Origin of the sequence: Pseudoalteromonas sp. CO325X (genome assembly GCF_004208955.1) — a bacterium.
GTDB lineage: Bacteria > Pseudomonadota > Gammaproteobacteria > Enterobacterales > Alteromonadaceae > Pseudoalteromonas > Pseudoalteromonas ruthenica.
This window is the reverse complement of the sequence record NZ_SGPG01000026.1, coordinates 55,812-74,047: the sequence shown is the minus strand read 5'-3', so window position 1 is coordinate 74,047 and position 18,236 is coordinate 55,812. Positions and strand designations below refer to the sequence as shown.

At 48.2% G+C, this 18,236-nt stretch carries 17 protein-coding genes; 7 read left to right on the top strand and 10 right to left on the bottom strand.

Features of this window, described 5'->3' with window-relative positions; all coding sequences use genetic code 11:
• Window positions 1–86: 86 nt before the first annotated feature.
• From EXT46_RS14385 to EXT46_RS14375, 3 genes are all read right to left on the bottom strand, one after another.
• Window positions 87–1,967, bottom strand: coding sequence for a methyl-accepting chemotaxis protein (locus EXT46_RS14385; protein ID WP_130148082.1), 1,881 nt, complete (start codon window positions 1,965–1,967; stop codon window positions 87–89).
• A gap of 139 nt (window positions 1,968–2,106) precedes the next feature.
• Window positions 2,107–3,135 (bottom strand): MJ1255/VC2487 family glycosyltransferase, encoded by a 1,029-nt coding sequence (locus EXT46_RS14380; RefSeq protein ID WP_130148080.1) that lies wholly within the window; start codon window positions 3,133–3,135, stop codon window positions 2,107–2,109.
• On the bottom strand, window positions 3,132–3,656 hold the full coding sequence (locus EXT46_RS14375) for a phosphatase PAP2 family protein (RefSeq protein WP_053910176.1): 525 nt from the start codon (window positions 3,654–3,656) through the stop codon (window positions 3,132–3,134). The genes EXT46_RS14380 and EXT46_RS14375 overlap by 4 nt, the downstream gene beginning before the upstream one ends.
• Before the next feature lie 167 nt (window positions 3,657–3,823).
• Here EXT46_RS14375 and rraA point away from each other — a divergent pair, with 167 nt between their 5' ends.
• Together rraA and EXT46_RS14365 are read left to right on the top strand one after the other, a co-directional pair.
• Window positions 3,824–4,345: a ribonuclease E activity regulator RraA gene (gene rraA / locus EXT46_RS14370; protein WP_022946645.1), complete on the top strand. Its 522-nt coding sequence runs from the start codon at window positions 3,824–3,826 to the stop codon at window positions 4,343–4,345.
• 8 nt (window positions 4,346–4,353) lie between these two features.
• Entirely contained in the window at window positions 4,354–5,406 is a 1,053-nt protein-coding gene (locus tag EXT46_RS14365) for a formimidoylglutamase (RefSeq protein ID WP_130148078.1), read from the top strand.
• On the opposite strand, the gene EXT46_RS14360 is transcribed toward EXT46_RS14365, so the two are convergent.
• Both EXT46_RS14360 and hutI read right to left on the bottom strand, forming a co-directional pair.
• Window positions 5,403–7,127 (bottom strand): EAL domain-containing protein, encoded by a 1,725-nt coding sequence (locus tag EXT46_RS14360; RefSeq protein ID WP_130148076.1) that lies wholly within the window; start codon window positions 7,125–7,127, stop codon window positions 5,403–5,405. The genes EXT46_RS14365 and EXT46_RS14360 overlap by 4 nt on opposite strands.
• 79 nt (window positions 7,128–7,206) lie before the next feature.
• Window positions 7,207–8,433 (bottom strand): imidazolonepropionase, encoded by a 1,227-nt coding sequence (gene hutI / locus EXT46_RS14355; RefSeq protein WP_130148074.1) that lies wholly within the window; start codon window positions 8,431–8,433, stop codon window positions 7,207–7,209.
• A 116-nt stretch (window positions 8,434–8,549) separates the two neighbouring features.
• Between hutI and hutC the strand changes: the two genes are divergently transcribed.
• The 3 genes from hutC to hutH are packed head-to-tail and all read left to right on the top strand — an operon-like array spanning window position 8,550 to window position 12,524.
• The gene (gene hutC, locus EXT46_RS14350) at window positions 8,550–9,263 is read left to right on the top strand and encodes a histidine utilization repressor (protein ID WP_053910180.1); all 714 of its coding nucleotides are present in this window, start codon (window positions 8,550–8,552) and stop codon (window positions 9,261–9,263) included.
• 50 nt (window positions 9,264–9,313) lie between these two features.
• A complete protein-coding gene (hutU, locus tag EXT46_RS14345) occupies window positions 9,314–11,002 on the top strand; it encodes a urocanate hydratase (protein ID WP_130148072.1) in 1,689 nt (562 codons plus the stop codon).
• Window positions 10,995–12,524, top strand: a complete 1,530-nt coding sequence (gene hutH / locus EXT46_RS14340; RefSeq protein WP_022946639.1) for a histidine ammonia-lyase — start codon at window positions 10,995–10,997, stop codon at window positions 12,522–12,524. The genes hutU and hutH overlap by 8 nt, the downstream gene beginning before the upstream one ends.
• On the opposite strand, the gene EXT46_RS14335 is transcribed toward hutH, so the two are convergent.
• Entirely contained in the window at window positions 12,521–13,282 is a 762-nt protein-coding gene (locus EXT46_RS14335) for an NADP-binding protein (protein ID WP_130148070.1), read from the bottom strand. The two genes, hutH and EXT46_RS14335, sit on opposite strands and share 4 nt — an antisense overlap.
• Before the next feature lie 69 nt (window positions 13,283–13,351).
• On the opposite strand from EXT46_RS14335, the gene EXT46_RS14330 reads away from it, so the two are divergent.
• Together EXT46_RS14330 and hemN are read left to right on the top strand one after the other, a co-directional pair.
• The gene (locus EXT46_RS14330; protein WP_045980441.1) at window positions 13,352–13,774 is read left to right on the top strand and encodes a BLUF domain-containing protein; all 423 of its coding nucleotides are present in this window, start codon (window positions 13,352–13,354) and stop codon (window positions 13,772–13,774) included.
• Window positions 13,775–13,857: 83 nt separating this feature from the next.
• A complete protein-coding gene (hemN, locus tag EXT46_RS14325; protein WP_130148068.1) occupies window positions 13,858–15,228 on the top strand; it encodes an oxygen-independent coproporphyrinogen III oxidase in 1,371 nt (456 codons plus the stop codon).
• A 34-nt stretch (window positions 15,229–15,262) separates the two neighbouring features.
• On the opposite strand, the gene EXT46_RS14320 is transcribed toward hemN, so the two are convergent.
• From EXT46_RS14320 to EXT46_RS14305, 4 genes are all read right to left on the bottom strand, one after another.
• Window positions 15,263–15,763 (bottom strand): DUF2489 domain-containing protein, encoded by a 501-nt coding sequence (locus tag EXT46_RS14320; protein ID WP_130148066.1) that lies wholly within the window; start codon window positions 15,761–15,763, stop codon window positions 15,263–15,265.
• Complete coding sequence (gene yihI / locus EXT46_RS14315; RefSeq protein ID WP_053910186.1) at window positions 15,760–16,335, bottom strand: Der GTPase-activating protein YihI; 576 nt, start codon at window positions 16,333–16,335, stop codon at window positions 15,760–15,762. Before yihI ends, EXT46_RS14320 begins: the two co-directional genes overlap by 4 nt.
• A gap of 2 nt (window positions 16,336–16,337) precedes the next feature.
• Window positions 16,338–16,991 carry a class I SAM-dependent methyltransferase gene (locus EXT46_RS14310; RefSeq protein ID WP_130148064.1) on the bottom strand — a complete coding sequence of 218 codons (654 nt, stop codon included), beginning with the start codon at window positions 16,989–16,991 and terminating at the stop codon, window positions 16,338–16,340.
• A 573-nt stretch (window positions 16,992–17,564) separates the two neighbouring features.
• Complete coding sequence (locus tag EXT46_RS14305; protein ID WP_022946632.1) at window positions 17,565–18,197, bottom strand: c-type cytochrome; 633 nt, start codon at window positions 18,195–18,197, stop codon at window positions 17,565–17,567.
• Between the last annotated feature and the right edge of the window lie 39 nt (window positions 18,198–18,236).

Below are 18,236 nucleotides of genomic sequence, written 5' to 3'. Positions count from 1 at the left end.
GCTAAGTGCGTTGCCACCAACTAGGGTGGGTGAGTACAAAAAAGGGGCTCTCGCCCCCTTTTATTATGTTACTGTCTTCGGCTTTTCTAAACCTTGTATTTAGCCACGGCATCGTGCAACACCCGAGCCTGCTCTGCGACTTCCTCACTGGTATGGGCATTATTACTTGCATGGCCACTGGCCTGCTCCGCAATATCACGAATACGCACCACGTTTTGATTCACTTCAGAGGCAACCTGTGATTGCTGCTCAATGGCCACCGCGATTTGCGTACTCATTTCCATTATGGTTTCAATTTCTTGGGTAATCGAGCTCAGTAAGTCGCCGGCACGAGAAGCTTGCTCTGCACTCTCACCGCCTTGATCGCGACACTGTTGCATAATACTCACAACTTGTTGGGTCCGCTGTTGCAGGCCAGAAATAATATTTTCTATCTCCTGTGTGGAGTCTTGTGTGCGTTGCGCCAATGAACGTACTTCATCCGCAACCACCGCAAAGCCACGGCCTTGCTCACCCGCCCGTGCCGCTTCTATGGCAGCGTTCAACGCTAGGAGGTTGGTTTGCTCAGCGATACCGCGAATAACATCCAGTACCGAACCAATGGTGTCAGCATCTTTCTCTAAATCACCAACCACCCCAGAGGCATTACCAAGCGAGTCCGAGAGCTGGGCAATACGAGATACGGTGGCATCCACTTCCTGACGCCCTTGAGAAGCACTTTCATTGGTTGTTTGCGCTCGTTTCGCAGCTTCCTCTGTGTTGCCAGAGATATCATGAATGGTTGCCTGCATCTCGGTGGCTGCTGTGGCCACCATATCAGCTTCTTGTAACTGCTCTTGTACGCCAGTACTGGTTGATGCGGTGGTGCTAGCTAAGTCTTCTGTTGCGGCGTTCAGTGTCGCTAGGGCATTGTTTACATCAAAAATAAGCCCTCTAAAACCGGCGGTGAGGTTATTGATATTGCTAGTCAGCGTCGCAATTTCGTCATTGCCTTGGGTGTCAATTTGAATACTTAAATCATTGGTCTCACGAATACGGGTAATAGCACTGACCGCTCTATCAATTGGCTGAATAATCGCGCGACTGGTCATTGTCAGCAGCGCCGCCACCAAGATTGCAGCAATCACTAAAATTGTCAGAGCAGTGATCTGAGTCACTCGCATCTCTTGCTCTATCATCTCTTTCGTGGCGCCCAGCACTTGGCGAGCATACTTGTCACTTTGCTCAACGGACTGGCGCAATTGCCCCAGCGCGCCAGACTCTAAATCAACGCCCAAGCGTTGTTGGGCATCAACCAAGCTTTTAAATTTACTGCGATAGTCATCAAGGAGGGTGATTAACTTAGTGCGATATGGCGCATCAAACCCCGCGCTTTGCACTTTGTTTTTCAATGCGCTGAAATGGGTGTCAAACTTCCCTAGATACTTCACATCAAGGCGCAACATAAAATCTTTCTCAGCCCGACGAAGTTGTAACATCAGCGCCAGCATTTCAAAGTTTTGTCGCTCTTTAAGAAGAGTTTCGACTTCATGTACGGCGCTGCGTAGAGCGCCATAAAGGGCATCTTTTGGGTGCAAGCCGATTTCGCGCTGTAAAGCCTCGACGTTGTTAAAGTCATCACGATACTGCTGCGCCTGTGAGGCGAAATTATCAATCAGCTGAGTATCACCATCGAGGGTCACAAACTGCTCGCGCAGCTTCGCTACCCGCGCTTCAAGAGCTTGATACTCAGTGGCAAACTCATCCAATGCTTGTTCTTGCTTGTAAAATAGAAAGTTTTTCTCATGCTTACGTAAGGTAAGCTCATGAACATTGAGCTCTTCAGCATTTTCCAGTGTGGAGTTAAGTAAGCCCATTATGCGGGCTTCATAGATAATTACAGCGAATAACACCAGCAAAGCTGTTGCTACGACTGCGCCATTTAACTGTAAACGACGTTTAATCGTGAGCTTTTTCATAAAGTTCATGGTTTTGACCTTCTAAGTAACTGCAGCGCCATTATCTTCAAATTTTAGCCGCCATATATGATATGTCGCAAAAAATTTGTCGATTTTTCTTAAAATCAAGGCAGTTATATCTTAATCAAGCGACCAGAACCAACAAAAATTACAACACGTTGTGCCACAACTGCTCATTTAAGCCTTTACGCTGATGCCACTGCCCCTGTACTAACCAATCGACCAAAGGCGCAGGATCTTGAGGATAGTTAATTCGAGATTGGGTCGCAATATTGATCCAATCTTCGAGCGCATCTTGATCAAGATAGTGCATCACTTGCGCCCGCTGCATTTGCTGCAACGTCAATGCATTTGAGTATTGCTCGAATTGACCGTTCAGAGGTTTAAGCAAGAGCTTCTTACCCAACGTAAGCGCTTCACTGGCAAGTTCAAAACCGGCATTGGCTATAACTCCGCTCGCACTTGCCAAATCACGCAGGAAGTTTGCCCGAGACGGGCGGCGCAAATGAATATGAGCGAGAGACTGGTCTTGCGCGTGTGGGTGATAACAGTAAAACTCTTTGCCAGGAAAGTCTTTGAGATAATGTATAACCTCCTCCAGCTCCTCAAAAGGCAGGTACACCAGTACCTTGTTATCGACATACTCACTATCAACCGCAGTGCCATGCTCAATAAACGGAGGAATAATAGAATCGTCAAAAGGCTGCCAATGCACTCCGAGATAAACATCCGCTGGAGCGAAGTTACGGATCATTGCTTTGGTAAAGAGGTTATCGCCAGTTACCGGTACGTGGGGTGATAAAAATGCGGCTTGATGGCTCATGCCAATAACAGGAATTTTTTGCCGACGCCCAGCCCACGCGGTAACGGGCTCAAAGTCATTAAAGATTAAATCATAATGGCGTAAGTTGAGTTCACGAATATCACTGATAAATTCTCGTATTTTCGCTTGTTTAACCGTTTTAAAGCCATTAACTCGACCCCGTTCGGTGACAAAGGTAAGCCCTGTTCGCGTCTGAAAGTCGGCAAACTCCTGCATATCAAAATAATCAGCTTTGCTGCGCCCTGAAAATAAGTAATCCACTTTAATACCCGCCTTGGCAAATGCCTTGGCCATGACCCGAGCGCGTGTGGTGTGGCCATTCCCTGTGCCCTGAACGCCATAAAGAATTCTCATAAAGTCCCTGTAATAATAAGTGCTAAAAGGGCACAGCCGTAACCCATCAACGAGCCGATAACTACATCAAGGGGATAATGTACCCCGAGCAGCACCCGCGATAACGCTACCAAGCTTGCCCATGCATAAAGAAATATAGCTAGTGGTGGATAGAAGTGGCTGACTACAGTAGCAAATACCCACGCCGCTGCGCTGTGCCCTGAAGGCAAACTAAATTTATCGCTTGGGCGAATATGCGCATGGCTTATCACGCCATCACAGGGCCTCACACGCTGAAACAGGTTTTTAGTAGCGTAATACACTGGTCTCTCGATTAGGTAAGCCACCAGCAGTACCATTACTAACGTCTGTTGCTGCGCGGTACTAAATGCCACTAGGTAAAGAGCAAAGGCCCCATATAAAATGCCGTCTCCTGAGCGTGATGTCATGCGAATGCAGTGATGTAACCAGCGCCGGTAACGCCGGCGAAATATCACCTTAAACAGTGCCCTGTCTATGCGATCTATGTGCGATAAGATCATTCGCTTTCACCTAACTAGCTGACTTACTTTGACTATAGTGAGCGAAAATAACAATTACATGACGTTTTTTAGACACTAATATGTCGTCTCACGATGACCTTGCGCTTCGCTTGCTAAGCCCCATAACCTAGGTATACTTGATGCAAAAGTGCCCGTAGGAGAGCCCAATGGAATACAGTACTTCTGAACTTTGCGACCATTTTGCCGATGTAGTTGATGTGCTTGAACCCATGTTTATTAATTTTGGTGGTCAAAGTGCATTTTGCGGCCGTATAAGAACGGTGAAATGTTTTGAGAGTAGCCAACTGCTGCGTGAGGTACTGCAACAAGATGGTACTGACTGTGTGCTGCTCGTTGATGGTGGCGGTTCTACTCGCCGCGCGCTGGTAGACATCGAGCTTGCAGAACTCGCCGTCGAGAATAATTGGGAAGGGATCATCGTATATGGTGCGGTACGCCATGTTGATGAGCTAGAAGAGCTGGAGCTAGGCATCCAAGCGATTGCCTCAATTCCTGTGGGCGCAGACAATCTCGCTCCGGGTGAGGAAGGAATTCCAGTTAACTTTGCCGGGGTCTCTTTCTACGAAGATGATTATATTTATGCCGATAGTACCGGCATTATATTGTCCGCCGAAGAGCTAGAGCTAGAGTACATCGAAGACGAAGAGCTTGATGTATTAGAGGATTAATCCACTATATGAATCATGCAGTCACTATTTATGATGAGCAGAGCTTACAAGGCATAGTGGCTGCTCGCCCCGGCGAACAGCGTGTGTGGCAGGCGATGGCCTTGCTCGATACGCGTTTGGAGTTCAGTCAAGCCCTCAAAGATGCTTATGCCTTTGGCATACGTTACGTTATTCTCGGTATTCCAGAAGATATAGGCCCTCGGGCAAACTTAGGTAAAGGCGGGGCTCAACAAGGTTTTCGCGCTTTTTTATCAAAGTTTTTAAACCTTCCTGTTAATGAATTTACCCCCGTACAAGACACACTCTTGCTAGGAGAAATAGACTGCCAAGCGCTGCAGCTGCAAAGCCAGGCTTTGGACAACCTTAATCCAGACGACACGGTACGCCTGCGGGCCTTGTGTGAGAATATAGATCAGTTAGTCGAACCTGTAGTGGCAGCTATTCTAGCGGCCGGACTAACCCCGATAGTGATAGGTGGCGGTCACAATAATTGTTACCCGTTACTGAGCGCAAGCAGTAAGCATTTCGGCTGTGCCATCAATGCACTCAATCTAGACCCCCACGGTGACTTTCGTGCACTTGAGGGACGCCACAGTGGCAATGGTTTTCACTATGCTGCACGCCGGGGATATTTACAGGGCTACCATGTCATCGCTCTGGATGAACAGAAAAATAACCAAGATATACTAGCCGCACTGCATGAACATCACGCCAGCTACACCAGTTATCATGCTCTTAAAGTAGCCACGACCACATCAATAGCAGAGTCGGTGAATAGCGCCCTACACAGCTTTACTCTTACTAGCCCGCTGGCCATAGAGTTGGATGTCGATGCCATTACCTGCGCGCCAGCTAGTGCATTTAATCACCGAGGTGTAAGCCTTAGCGAAGCTGAGCAATATGTCTTTTGCGCCGCGCGCACTTCGGCGCTGGCGTACATTCATTTGTGCGAAGCGGCTCCAGAGCAAGACCCCAATGGTTATGACGCTGGCGCGAATGCCGCTGGGCAAATTCTCACTGCCTTAGTTATTGCTTTTTTACGTGCAAGATACCAACGCTAGCTGAAGGATTGTTGGTGACGCCACTGTCGCCCCCACCCTAATAACCCTTCTAATGGTAAAGGCTGGGTAAAAATGAACCCTTGCGCGCCTTGCACATTGAACTCTTTGATGTAGCTAAGCTGGGCTTCGGTTTCAATACCTTGGCAAATCACTTGCGCCTTTAGGTGGCGATGCATGTCAATAAGGCCATTGAGTAACGCTTTATTGGCGCTGGTATAATCAACATCTTCAGTCAATGCAGGGTCCACTTTGACGTAACTTAGCTTAAGCTTAGGCAATTTTGCTAAAAATAGCGGCGTTTCGCCAAGACCATCCAAACAGACGTGAACCCCCACCTGGTGTAACCGAGTTAACAATGACAAAGCGCGATTATCCAGCGACATAAGCACTGGCAGAGGACACTCAACAATTAAATCGCCATGAGCAAGATTATGCTCTCGTACCATACGCTCAGCAAAATCAACAAACTCATCGTGCAAGACTTCTTCACCATACAAGTTAATGCTTATCGGGGTCGGCTGCCCGTCCATTTTTAATGCCAAGGCCATTTCTGCTGCACGTTCAAGCACATGGAATGCCAGCTTATAACCACGTCCAACGGCACGCAGATCAGCAATAAATTCTTCGGCTTTTAATAACCCTTTTTCTGGATGCTGCCATCGTAGCAATAATTCAACATACAAGAGCTCTTGTTTGGGCAATCCAATTACAGGCTGAAAATAAAGCACAAAGTCTTGCTCAAAATCGACCTTCTCTAACTCTTTCAGTTGTATTTCGTGGGCTTGCACCTGCTGCTCTAGCTCAGCACTGTAATGACTAATACGTTGCTCGGGATAAAAGTCACGCGTTTTAAACGCGCACTGCAACATGTCATCAAGGCTTGATGCTGAACTCGCCCCTTGTACGATAGCGATATGCGGTTTTAGCTCGACGATACCCTGCTGAGAATTGAACGGCCGCTGAGCAGCATCGGCTAGCTGTTGAGCAACTTGCTCATGCACGTGTCGCTCTTGATCGAATACCACCACTGTGCCGTAACACAGCGGAGCAACTTGGAAAAGTTGCGCGCTCTGTTGCACTTGTCGTCGCGGCACATTGAGATTTAACACTTGCGGGTGGTCGATGACTTGATTCATCCGCGTTAAGGCTTGCATCAGTAATAGCTCAGCGAATTCTTGCCCAAGCTGACGGTTAAGAGGCTCATAACCTTCTATTTGTACTAAAATTAAGGCGATATCAGCGCGATTATTGGCGCTCCAATCTTGATATTGCGCTAACGCTTGCGGCCAAGAAATAATAGGGAGAGAGTGGTTATCAAGTGTATTAGCTTGTTGGTTGGATGCAACTTCCGGCTCACTAAAGCTCAGCTCCATATAAGCGCTAAGCTGCAACAACAAGGGGACGATGCATAACCAAGCGCTGTGCAACTCAAAAGAGAGGTGCGTTGCTATCAGCAAGCTCTGCAATAGCACTAACCCACCCTTGCCAAGCAGTAATCTTTTATTTTGATGCCGGTATACAAGCCAACAACGAACGCCATAAGCGCCTAACAAAATGACGCTGGCGACTTGCCAATAGCCACTGATATAGGCCAGTCCAGCGATTGAGTAGAACATCGCACTTAAGCCATCACGGCGTTCACTGACGAGAACAACGCTGACGATTAGCGCCATCATAAACAGTCCGCTAATAAAGGCGCTCAAATGAATGCTGGTGATCATGATTATTATCGTTATTGTTGACGCGGCTGACACTTGTTAATAAGCCAAGTATAGCCGCTTATAATTTAGCCGCCCATGATCAGAAAGTTTTGCTTAACACTCCCTGAATCCACAGTTGTTTCAAGGGCTTGGTTCCAAATTCGTAACTTAATTGTGCGGGGTGCTCAATGTCCCACAACGCCACATCGGCACGCTTCCCTGGTGCAAGCGTACCTCTGTCTGCAAGCCCTAACGCTCGTGCCGCATGACATGTCACGCCTTGTAACGCTTGCGCTGGTGTTAGTCGAAACAAAGTACAGGCCATATTCATCATTAGCTGCAATGAGCACAACGGGGATGTGCCGGGATTAAAATCAGTGGCAATTGCGATAGGCACATTATAACGATGCAACAACTCTATCGGTGGATACTGACTCTCTCTAAGGTAATAGAACGCCCCCGGGAGCAATACCGCAACCATACCGCTTTGTGCCATTGCCTTAACCCCTTGTTCGTCAAGGTATTCAAGATGATCACTTGATAACGCCTGATATTTCGCAGCCAAGGCAGTACCGCCCATATTAGAGAGCTGCTCGGCATGGAGCTTAAGTTTGAAGCCTAAATCCTGCGCCGCCTTAAGCACCCGCTCTGTTTGCGCATGGGAAAAACCAACATGCTCACAAAAAACATCTACAGCACTGGCCAGTTTCTTGGCCGCCACTTCGGGGAGCATCTGCTCACATACCAGATCGATATAACCATCACTGTCTCCTTGATACTCTTTTGGCAATGCATGGGCACCTAAAAATGTGCTCTGAATCGATACAGGGTGATGGCTATCAAGTAACTTGGCGACCTCCAGCAGTTTTAGCTCAGCAGCTAGGTTTAAACCATACCCTGATTTTGTCTCTACTGTGGTCACCCCTTCAGCGTAGAGCGCATCAAGGCGCTGTTTGGCGCTAACGTACAACTGTTCCGGCTCTGCCGCGCGGGTTGCGCTCACGGTGGTCGCAATCCCTCCCCCTTGCTCAGCAATAGCTTGGTAACTTTCTCCTTGTAAACGGCGCTCAAATTCTCGTGCACGATTACCGGCAAACACCAAGTGAGTATGGCAATCGACGAGCCCTGGAGTCACCCACGCCCCTTTTGCCGAGGTCACAGGAATACTTAATAAATCCAGTTCTGGGAGCTCACTCATCGGCCCAAGCCATTGAATAACCCCCTCACCCATGACCACGGCTCCTTGCTCGATAACACCATAAAGGTCATCACCTTGAGGCTCCATAGTGGCGATATTTACATCTACTATAATGTGATCCGCGTGCATTAGACGTGCTCCTAATGAGTAATTTGCTAAGCTTGTATATACAAGATATTTATGCCATGTTTACATAATAACCAAGGCAGTGCAAAGTACCGCGATGGTATTGATTAGGAGCCCCCATGTCGTCAGCTAAGTATCATCAAATTAAAGATCATATTTTAACCCAGATCCGCAGCGGACAATGGCAAGAGTTCCAACGTGTGCCATCAGAAAACCAGCTTGCGCAGCAATTTGCAGTCAGCCGCATGACCGCACGCCGTGCTCTAAGTGAGCTTACCGATGCCGGCATACTCACTCGCACCCAAGGTTTAGGGAGCTTCGTTGCCAGTTTTAAATCACAGTCATCACTGCTGGAGATCCGTAACATCGCCGATGAGGTGCGTGAACGTAACCACAGTTACAGTTGTGCACCGGTAACCCTAGAGTCCATTGATGCCGTTGCTCCCATCGCTATTGCGCTAGGCGTGGAGCCCGGCGATCAGGTGTATCACTCAGTATTAGTGCACTTTGAAAACGATGCGCCCCTGCAAGTAGAAGAGCGCTTTGTTAACCCGGAGCTGGCACCTAACTACCTGCAGCAGGATTTTCATACCCTGACGCCACATGAGTATTTGTCTCAAGTTGCCCCTCTGACCGAGGCCCGACATACGGTCGAGGCTATTACTCCAAACCAACAAATGTGTACGTGGTTAAACCTCTATAACGAAGAGCCTTGCTTACAAGTGATCCGTCGTACCTGGTCACAAAGAGGCATTGTTAGCTTCGCTAGGCTTGTATCTCCGGGCAGCAAATATCGCTTGGGTGGCCATTTAACATTCACTAAACGCAGTTAAAAAATTTTATAAAAACCAATTGTATATACAACCTATCAACAGGTGACATTATGACAACACACAGATTAGATAATAGCCGCGTTATTCGCGCCCCGCACGGTGATAAAATCGCCGCTAAAAGCTGGCAAACTGAGGCTGCTAAACGCATGCTAATGAATAACCTCGACCCAGAGGTTGCCGAGCACCCTGAAGCACTGGTTGTGTACGGCGGGATAGGCCGCGCAGCTCGTGACTGGCCTTGTTTTGATGAGATCATTCGCACCCTAAACCGCCTTGAGGACGACCAAACCTTATTGGTGCAATCAGGAAAGCCTGTTGGCGTTTTTACAACCCACAGCAATGCTCCCCGAGTGCTTATCGCGAATTCAAATTTGGTGCCTCATTGGGCTAATTGGGAGCACTTTAACGAGCTCGATAAACAAGGTCTGATGATGTACGGACAAATGACTGCTGGCTCATGGATTTATATTGGCTCTCAGGGCATAGTGCAAGGAACCTATGAAACCTTTGTGGCAATGGCCAAACAGCATTTTGAAGGTCAAGCAAAGGGCCGTTGGATCCTCACCGGCGGCCTAGGAGGCATGGGCGGAGCCCAGCCGTTAGCAGCAACCATGGCAGGCTTTAGTGCCTTAGTCGTTGAGTGTGACCCAAGCCGAATTGAGTTTCGTCTAAAAACCCGCTACCTGGATAAACAAGCCAGTAGCTTAGACGAAGCCTTAGCAATGATTAACAGCGCCTGCGCTCAAGGTGAAGCAATCTCAGTGGGGTTATTAGGTAACGCCGCCGATGTTTACAGCGAGCTGGTTGAGCGTCAAGTTACACCCGATGTGGTCACCGACCAAACCTCCGCTCATGATCCATTAAATGGCTATTTGCCTCAGGGATGGACTCTGGAGCAAGCTCATGAGCTGCGCCAGCAAGACCCAGAGCGGGTGGTACGCGAAGCGAAACAATCCATGGCGGTGCAGGTACGTGCCATGCTCGCCATGCAACACGCAGGCGCCGCTGCCACGGATTATGGCAACAATATTCGCCAAATGGCACAAGATATGGGCGTTAATAACGCCTTCGATTTCCCTGGTTTTGTGCCTGCTTATATTCGCCCACTCTTTTGCCAAGGTATTGGTCCCTTCCGCTGGGTGGCTTTATCGGGCGACCCAGAAGACATTTATAAAACCGATGCCAAGGTGAAAGAGCTTATTGCCGATGATCCGCATCTGCATAATTGGCTTGATATGGCCCGAGAGCGCATTCAATTCCAAGGTCTACCGGCTCGTATTTGTTGGGTAGGGCTCAAAGATCGCGCCCGCTTAGCGCAAGCCTTTAACACCATGGTTAAAAACGGTGAACTAAAAGCGCCGGTTGTCATTGGCCGCGATCACCTTGATTCTGGCTCAGTTGCAAGCCCTAACCGCGAAACAGAAGCGATGCGCGATGGCTCAGATGCGGTATCGGATTGGCCGTTATTAAACGCGTTACTGAACACCGCTGGCGGTGCCACTTGGGTGTCACTACACCATGGTGGTGGCGTAGGCATGGGCTTTAGCCAACATGCCGGGGTGGTCATTGTTGCCGATGGCAGCGATGAAGCACACGACAAACTGGGGAAAGTGCTGTGGAACGACCCCGCTACCGGAGTGATGCGCCATGCTGATGCCGGCTACGATATCGCCATAGACTGTGCTGCTGAGCAAGGCTTAGATTTACCTATGGTCAATAAGGAGCAGCGCCATGATTAATGTTCACCTGCACCCTGGTCAGCTCGATTTAGCCACTTTGCGCCAAGCGCAGCAACAACCTATCAATATCACCTTAGACGAGAGTGCTCTGAGCGCTATCGCCGCAAGCGCCGCCTGCGTGCAACAAGTAATCAAGGATAAGCGAACCGTTTATGGCATTAATACTGGCTTTGGCTTACTTGCGAACACCAAAATTGCTGAGCCGGAACTAGAACTGCTGCAGCGCTCTATTGTGCTCTCACATGCCGCCGGTATTGGTGAGTTGATGCAAGATAGTACAGTTCGCTTAATGATGTTGTTGAAAATCAACTCTTTATCACGTGGTTTTTCCGGCGTGCGACAATGCGTTATCGATCTCTTAATTGCCCAAGTTAATGCTGGTATTTACCCGTGCATTCCCATTAAGGGCTCAGTGGGCGCATCCGGAGACTTAGCGCCCTTAGCACATATGTGCCTACCGCTATTAGGCGAAGGAGAAGTGCGCTATCAAGGTGATATCTTGCCAGCAGCGCAAGCCTTCGCCAAAGCTAACCTGACCCCCATCACTCTTGCCGCGAAAGAAGGCTTGGCACTACTCAACGGCACTCAAGCATCGACGGCATTAGCCTTAGAGGGGCTATTTCAGGGCGAGGATTTATGGGCACAAAGTGCGGTTATCGGCGCCATGAGCATTGAGGCGGCGATGGGCTCACGGGCACCTTTTGACGAGCGTATTCACCTCGCCCGAGGCCAACAAGGGCAAATCGACAGCGCCCAAGTTTTTCGGCAACTGCTAGATAAAGAGTCAGCCATTAGCCGCGCCCATATCGACTGTGAAAAAGTGCAAGACCCTTACTGCTTACGCTGCCAGCCACAAGTACTAGGGGCGTGCTTAACGCAAATTCGCCAAGCCAGTGAAGTTATTCTAGTCGAGGCCAATGGCGTCACCGATAACCCGCTGGTCTTTGCCGAGCAAGGTGAAATCATTTCCGGGGGCAACTTTCATGCCGAGCCCATCGCCATGGCGGCGGACAATCTCGCCTTAGCGATCAGCGAAATCAGCGCGCTGTCTGAGCGCCGTATCGCCCTACTCATAGATTCGAACTTATCTAAACTACCGCCATTTTTGGTGGAAAACGGCGGCGTAAATTCGGGTTTTATGATAGCCCAAGTCACCGCAGCAGCTTTGGCTTCGGAGAATAAATCCTTAGCTCACCCAGCATCGGTCGATAGCCTACCCACCTCGGCCAACCAAGAAGATCATGTGTCGATGGCCACCTTTGCTGCGCGACGACTGCAAGATATGGCCGAGAATTCTCGCGGTGTACTCGCAGTAGAGTATTTAGCCAGTGCGCAAGGGCTTGATTTTCGCGCTCCGCTAAAAGCGGCCGCTAGTGTTGAGCAAGCCAAGGCCACTTTGCGAGAACGCGTCGCTTACTATGACAAGGACCGGTATTTCGCTCCCGATATTGAGCGCGCTAATCAATTGCTCAAAGAGCGCGCACTATGTGCTCTGATTGACGGGGTGTTGCCGTCGGCCTAAATGGGTTGCTGATAACTAAACCCTAGTTGTTCGATGGCGCTTCCATCGATACGCCGTTTAATGGGCCTCTGATTGGTAAAGGTCGGAGGCTCATTGCCCAAACGCTGACAGTGATCACGGTAATATTGCTGTTTCGTAGGGTGCTGAGGATGAACCAAATTGTAAACGCTTTGCGTTTGCTCATAGTGCGACAGTAGCTGCAAAATGCCGTCAATCACATCGTCACGGTGCACCATGTTCACCACATCATCGCCATGTGATGATAGCGCTTTACCACTAACAAAACGCCCCGGTTCCCGCTTCGGGCCTATAAGACCTCCTAGACGCAGTGCCCGACCACCCTGTTGTAACACGCGCTGTTCGGCAGCAAACAAACGCTGCTGGCGTTCACTGCTTAGCGTCAATTCACTGCTTTCTTTGTAGTCGCCACTCTGTTGAGGGTAGATACCCGAGCTTGAGCACAATACGAACCCTCGGCCATGCAATGTTTGATAGAGCGCCAGCGCCGACTCAAGGCTTTGTAGGTAGTTGCTATTGGGGTTTCGACTCCCCGGAGTCATTGCACATAGCCAAAACGCATCGGTTAAATCGAGGTCATGCTCAAGTTCACCACGCTCGTTAATAACAAATTGACGTTCGTGACTTTGCTCACCACGACGACGGTGCGTTGCTTGTACCTGCCACCCTGACGATAAACAGCGCTGTGCCAGCGCTTCACCAAGCCAACCGGCTCCAATAATCACGATTTTTTTTGTCATATTTTCTCCCAAATTAACTCACCGCCATCTACACTTTGCACAGTACAACACCAAGGAATTCAACTTGCTATGTTTTTAGTTCGTTTAGTTTACGCTTCCCGTGTCAGTGATTCTCTCAGCACTGACGATGTGGCACAAATTTTAGAGCACTCGCGCAGCAACAACCGAAGTAACGATATATCAGGATTACTCTGTTTCAACCATGAATACTTTTTACAGTGTTTAGAAGGCTCAAGAGCCAGAGTGAATGCTTTGTACCAGCGCATACTAAGCGATACACGGCATCAAGATATACTGCTGCTGAGCTATGGTGAGATCACTGAACGTAATTTTGGCCGTTGGAGTATGGGTTATATCCCCGCTTCAAGCATTATTCGCGAAACCACCATGCGCTTTAGCGGCAAAAGTGAGTTTAATCCGTATGAAATGACCGGCGATAGTGCCCATGCTCTACTGGCTGAACTGGCACGCAATACCCCGACTTTGGAATAGTTCACGCTCAATTGCTGTAGATCAAAGCACCGCTGTGCAAGTTAAGTAAACTAGCCGCACTTCCACCTGTGTGAGAGAGCGTCGTGATAGCACAAGTACAATGGCACAATGAGCTAATAAACAAATACAACGTTTCTGGCCCGAGATATACCTCTTATCCTACGGCTTTACAATTAACCGATGGGGCCGATGGCAATACGCTAATAAACGCACTAAATCAGTGTCAGGGCGATGAATTATCGTTGTATATTCACATCCCCTTCTGCCACCAACTTTGCTATTACTGCGGCTGCAATAAAATTGTCACCCGCCACCAACATAAAGCGGATTTATACCTGGATTATCTAGGCCAGGAAATGGCGCTATTAAGTGAGCATAGCCGCCACTTAAAAGTTAAACAGCTGCACTTGGGCGGCGGCACGCCAACATTTTTAGATAGCGCACAAATGCACCGCTTAATGACTCTCATTAATGAGCACTTTAATATTGCCAGCGACAGTGAGCGCAGCATTGAAGTTGATCCCCGCGCTTTACCGCTAGAGCGCATTGATGAGCTTAAGGCGCTCGGTTTTAATCGTATTTCTTTTGGTGTTCAAGACTTCAATGATGAGGTACAAAACGCCGTTAATCGACCACAGTGCGCACAGGATGTAGAACAACTGGTTCGTCGCGCGCAAGCGGTAGGCTTTACCTCGGTCAATGTCGATATGATCTACGGATTACCGAAACAATCAACCGCTTCCTTTGCGCGCTCGATTGCCAGACTGATTGATATTGGCCCGGATCGCGTCTCGATATTTAATTATGCCCATCTGCCAGAGCGTTTTGCCGCGCAGCGCAAAATTAAAGACGCCGATTTGCCCAGTGCCCAAGCCAAGCTGACGATGTTTAAAGAAACCCTCTCCGCCATGCTAGCGGCTGGATACCAATTCATTGGTATGGACCACTTTGCCAAGCCGGAAGATGAACTGGCTGTCGCTCAGCGTCAAGGTCATCTGCACCGGAACTTTCAAGGATACACTCTCGGCGGTGACCTCCCCCTACTGGGTTTAGGCGTGTCCGCCATTTCGCAACTGGGCAATCACATCATTCAAAACCACAAAGAGTTGAAGCTGTATTACCAAGCGTTAGAACATCATACTCTGAGTGCCTGTAAAGCACTGACACTCAACGATGAAGACCATATTCGCGCGGCGGTAATAAAGCAGCTTATTTGCCACTTTGAGCTAGATATGGACGCATTCTCAAATCAATACCACATAAACTTTAAAGCTCACTTTGCCAACGAGCTGGCGCAGTTACAGGGGTTTATTAACGATGACATGCTGAGCGTCAGTGAGCGGCATATTCGCGTAACTGCAAAAGGTATTCTCTTCATTCGCATCATCTGTATGTGTTTTGATCAATACTTACAACAAAAACTCAACCAACAACGCTTTTCACGAGTAATCTAGAAGCGATAAAAAAGCCGCTATACAGCGGCTTTTCTTACATAAACACATGCTTACTGTTGGGGTCAGCGGTAAATTCACTGAGGATTTTTTCTGCATCCTCAAGAATGTCCGCTTCCAACTCTTTTTCTTTACGCCAGCGCGCACTGTCTTGCTTGAAGATTTCCTTCTTCGAATATTTTTTGCGTGCCTCGTGAGTAGGTAGGTCCTTAACCGCATCGTACATGGCATAGACACCCGGATAGTGCGCCTGCAAGTCGCGCTCTTGATCGAAGCTGTACTGACTCATAAGCACCCACACTCGTAAACACCCTTCCGAGTATTCACATTGACCTTCTTTCATCGCTTTCGCGAGCAGGTGGATACTATCACTCAATTTTGCATTACGGGCTAAGCGCTTTTCGGCGAGCTCTGCTCGTTTAGCTGCAATCGCCTGATTTTGCTCCTTCACTTGCCAAATCAAACGCCCTGCGTAAAAAGCCAACCCAGCAATGATCAGCGCCCCAATTACGATGGCAATGATCCACATGGAACTCATTTTTTATCCTCTTCGTCTAGCCACTCATCCGCCAAAGAATCATTCATATAACTGTCAAGCAGATCTTCGTCATCCGCAAAGTCTTCATCATCAATGCCCAGTATCTCGCATAGTTGCTCATGACGTGCGACCTTGGCATTGAAATATTTTGCATCTTTGCCTGTTAACGTTTCGCCTTGATCGTGACGCTCAATAAGCGCTAGCAGGCGCTCATCCGCTTCAATCTGTGCCAACTCTTGTTGCGGACTCAGTTCTGGCTCATTCGCTTGGCGCAGAGTCGCTTGTGGTTGAAGATTGCGCCGAGGCTTAGACTCAGGCTTGCTCTGTTTAGGCGCCTGTGGTGTTAAGCTCACAGGCTTTTTGCTCCCCACCCGCTTATCTGTTTTGCCGCTCTCTCTGCTCTCGCTACCCTCAACTTTTAAAAGTTGTGAATTACGGTTACCGGGCTCGGCACCTTTTTTCTTTTTCTTGCTGCGCTGCTCTTTCATCGCTCGCAGCTCTCTGAGCTTATCTTTACTTAAACGCGCAGTGCCGTTGTTGATGACCTTGCGGGACTTTTTCTTTCTCGTCATAGTTAATCTCTATCGCGCGGCCGTGTTAAGAAGATCACATCGGCCGCAATAAATTCCACATTAAATCCAAACTGCTCGGCGATATAAGCAATGGTATCTTTGCTATAAAAGGCAATATGTGTTGGATCATTTTTATAGTGCCAGGTGGCAAAACGCTCAGCATTGATAACTAACTTGGTCATCAAAGCCAAAGTGCCCCCTGGGCGTAATAATTCGTACCATTGTCCAAGGACAATATTAGGCTCGGCCAGGTGCTCTATTACTTCGGTGCTGCATATAAAGTCATAACGATCATAAAGCACACATTGATCAGGGTAGTAATAGAGATCATACAATGCCACTGTATGTTCTTGCTCTTGCAACATAGCAGCGAGTAAGGGCGCTGGCCCACAGCCAAAATCTAAGCCTTTACTTCGAGCAACTAAACGTTGCTGCAACGGATTAAAGACCCTGCTTAGGAAGCGACGGTACCCTGGGTCATCAAGGTCATTCTCATGATGATCATAGATGGCCTTCTCTTGTGCTGCCGTTACGTATTGGCATGCCGCCACAAACACCAATGCACAACGCTGGCATTGCCAGTAGTCGCGTACTTTGTCGCGGTAGTAGTGATTTGGGTTTGGGCTTTGACACAGCGGGCAGGTATTCGCTTTCATAGCGACTATTGTAACAGGACAAATAAAAAGGCGGTAGAGCTAACCTCTACCGCCTCGCAACTCGAGCGCCAAAATGAATTTGGACACTTCTCCCTTCGACTTGATTTTAAGTCTTATTTTATTATTTTTGTTATCACTTTCCGTATTGTTTTTATTATCTTCCGTGTGGTGTTTTATTTTTCTCGGTCTTCCTAACTCTTTGTTATTCTTCCTTGGTTGTGCATCTTTCGATGCTCCCCTAGCGCACAAACTTGCCGCGATTCCGTTACGAATTTCCCTGTTGTTATTGTTTGTTGCGACAGCAACTAATTTACTGATTCATAACTTAGTTACAACTGGTTTAACTATTTTTTGTAGTTTTGTTGCTGTACCAAAACAGGTAAATTTTTAAATTTCATTAAGTTAAGGTTTATTTTGTGATTTAAAATGAGCAATAGATTACATTCACATATGGTCAATGTCTCACAAGCAGGTGGAGATATCGTCAACTTAATTAACATGCACAAAAAAAGCAGCTAATGCTGCTTTCTTAGTCACTTTTCAAAACCTCATCCATTTAGACGAGGCTGAATTTTAGTGTAGACCACCTAGGTACTTTGATAAGACCTCGATATCTTCATCGGTCAATTTCTTAGCGATGTCACGCATCATACCATTGTGGTCATTTGCACGTGCACCATCACGGAATTTCTCTAGCTGCGCCTTAAGGTATTCCGCATGCTGGAATGAGATTTTTGGGAATCCAGCTAAAGATGTACCGTTACCTCGAGGACCATGGCACGCAGCACAAGCAGGAATTCCACGTTCAGCGTCACCTGCTTTGTAAAGCATTTCGCCCTGCTCGACAACATCTTCAGGGGTTGTGCCCTCAGACATATTGAGCGAAGCAAAATAAGCAGACAAGTCTTTCATATCTTGATCGCTCAATGGCATTGCCATGCCACCCATGACTGGATCCGCGCGACCTTCTTCGCCCCCAGAGGTCATGCCTAATTTAAATTCTTTAAGCTGCTTATATAAATACTCAGCGTGCTGACCTGCGATCTTAGGGTACATGGTGACAGGCGCGTTACCATCAGCGCCATGACACGCAGCACATGTCGCCGATTTGTCTTTACCTGCGCTGGCGTCGCCATCAAATGCTGCTGCGTTGTTTGCACTCAACACACCAACTAACATAGTTAAGGATAGTGCTAATTTCTTCATGGTAAATTCTCTGTTTCGGACCCTGTATTCGTTTACAAT

Coding starts and splice junctions, on each gene's coding strand:
- EXT46_RS14320 (WP_130148066.1), bottom strand. CDS start 15,763: ATGAGTTCCATGTGGATCATTGCCATCGTAATTGGGGCGCTGATCATT.
- hutI (WP_130148074.1), bottom strand. CDS start 8,433: ATGCACGCGGATCACATTATAGTAGATGTAAATATCGCCACTATGGAG.
- hutH (WP_022946639.1), top strand. CDS start 10,995: ATGATTAATGTTCACCTGCACCCTGGTCAGCTCGATTTAGCCACTTTG.
- EXT46_RS14385 (WP_130148082.1), bottom strand. CDS start 1,967: ATGAACTTTATGAAAAAGCTCACGATTAAACGTCGTTTACAGTTAAAT.
- hutC (WP_053910180.1), top strand. CDS start 8,550: ATGTCGTCAGCTAAGTATCATCAAATTAAAGATCATATTTTAACCCAG.
- EXT46_RS14380 (WP_130148080.1), bottom strand. CDS start 3,135: ATGAGAATTCTTTATGGCGTTCAGGGCACAGGGAATGGCCACACCACA.
- rraA (WP_022946645.1), top strand. CDS start 3,824: ATGGAATACAGTACTTCTGAACTTTGCGACCATTTTGCCGATGTAGTT.
- EXT46_RS14365 (WP_130148078.1), top strand. CDS start 4,354: ATGAATCATGCAGTCACTATTTATGATGAGCAGAGCTTACAAGGCATA.
- EXT46_RS14360 (WP_130148076.1), bottom strand. CDS start 7,127: ATGATCACCAGCATTCATTTGAGCGCCTTTATTAGCGGACTGTTTATG.
- EXT46_RS14330 (WP_045980441.1), top strand. CDS start 13,352: ATGTTTTTAGTTCGTTTAGTTTACGCTTCCCGTGTCAGTGATTCTCTC.
- hutU (WP_130148072.1), top strand. CDS start 9,314: ATGACAACACACAGATTAGATAATAGCCGCGTTATTCGCGCCCCGCAC.
- EXT46_RS14310 (WP_130148064.1), bottom strand. CDS start 16,991: ATGAAAGCGAATACCTGCCCGCTGTGTCAAAGCCCAAACCCAAATCAC.
- EXT46_RS14375 (WP_053910176.1), bottom strand. CDS start 3,656: ATGATCTTATCGCACATAGATCGCATAGACAGGGCACTGTTTAAGGTG.
- EXT46_RS14305 (WP_022946632.1), bottom strand. CDS start 18,197: ATGAAGAAATTAGCACTATCCTTAACTATGTTAGTTGGTGTGTTGAGT.
- yihI (WP_053910186.1), bottom strand. CDS start 16,335: ATGACGAGAAAGAAAAAGTCCCGCAAGGTCATCAACAACGGCACTGCG.
- EXT46_RS14335 (WP_130148070.1), bottom strand. CDS start 13,282: ATGACAAAAAAAATCGTGATTATTGGAGCCGGTTGGCTTGGTGAAGCG.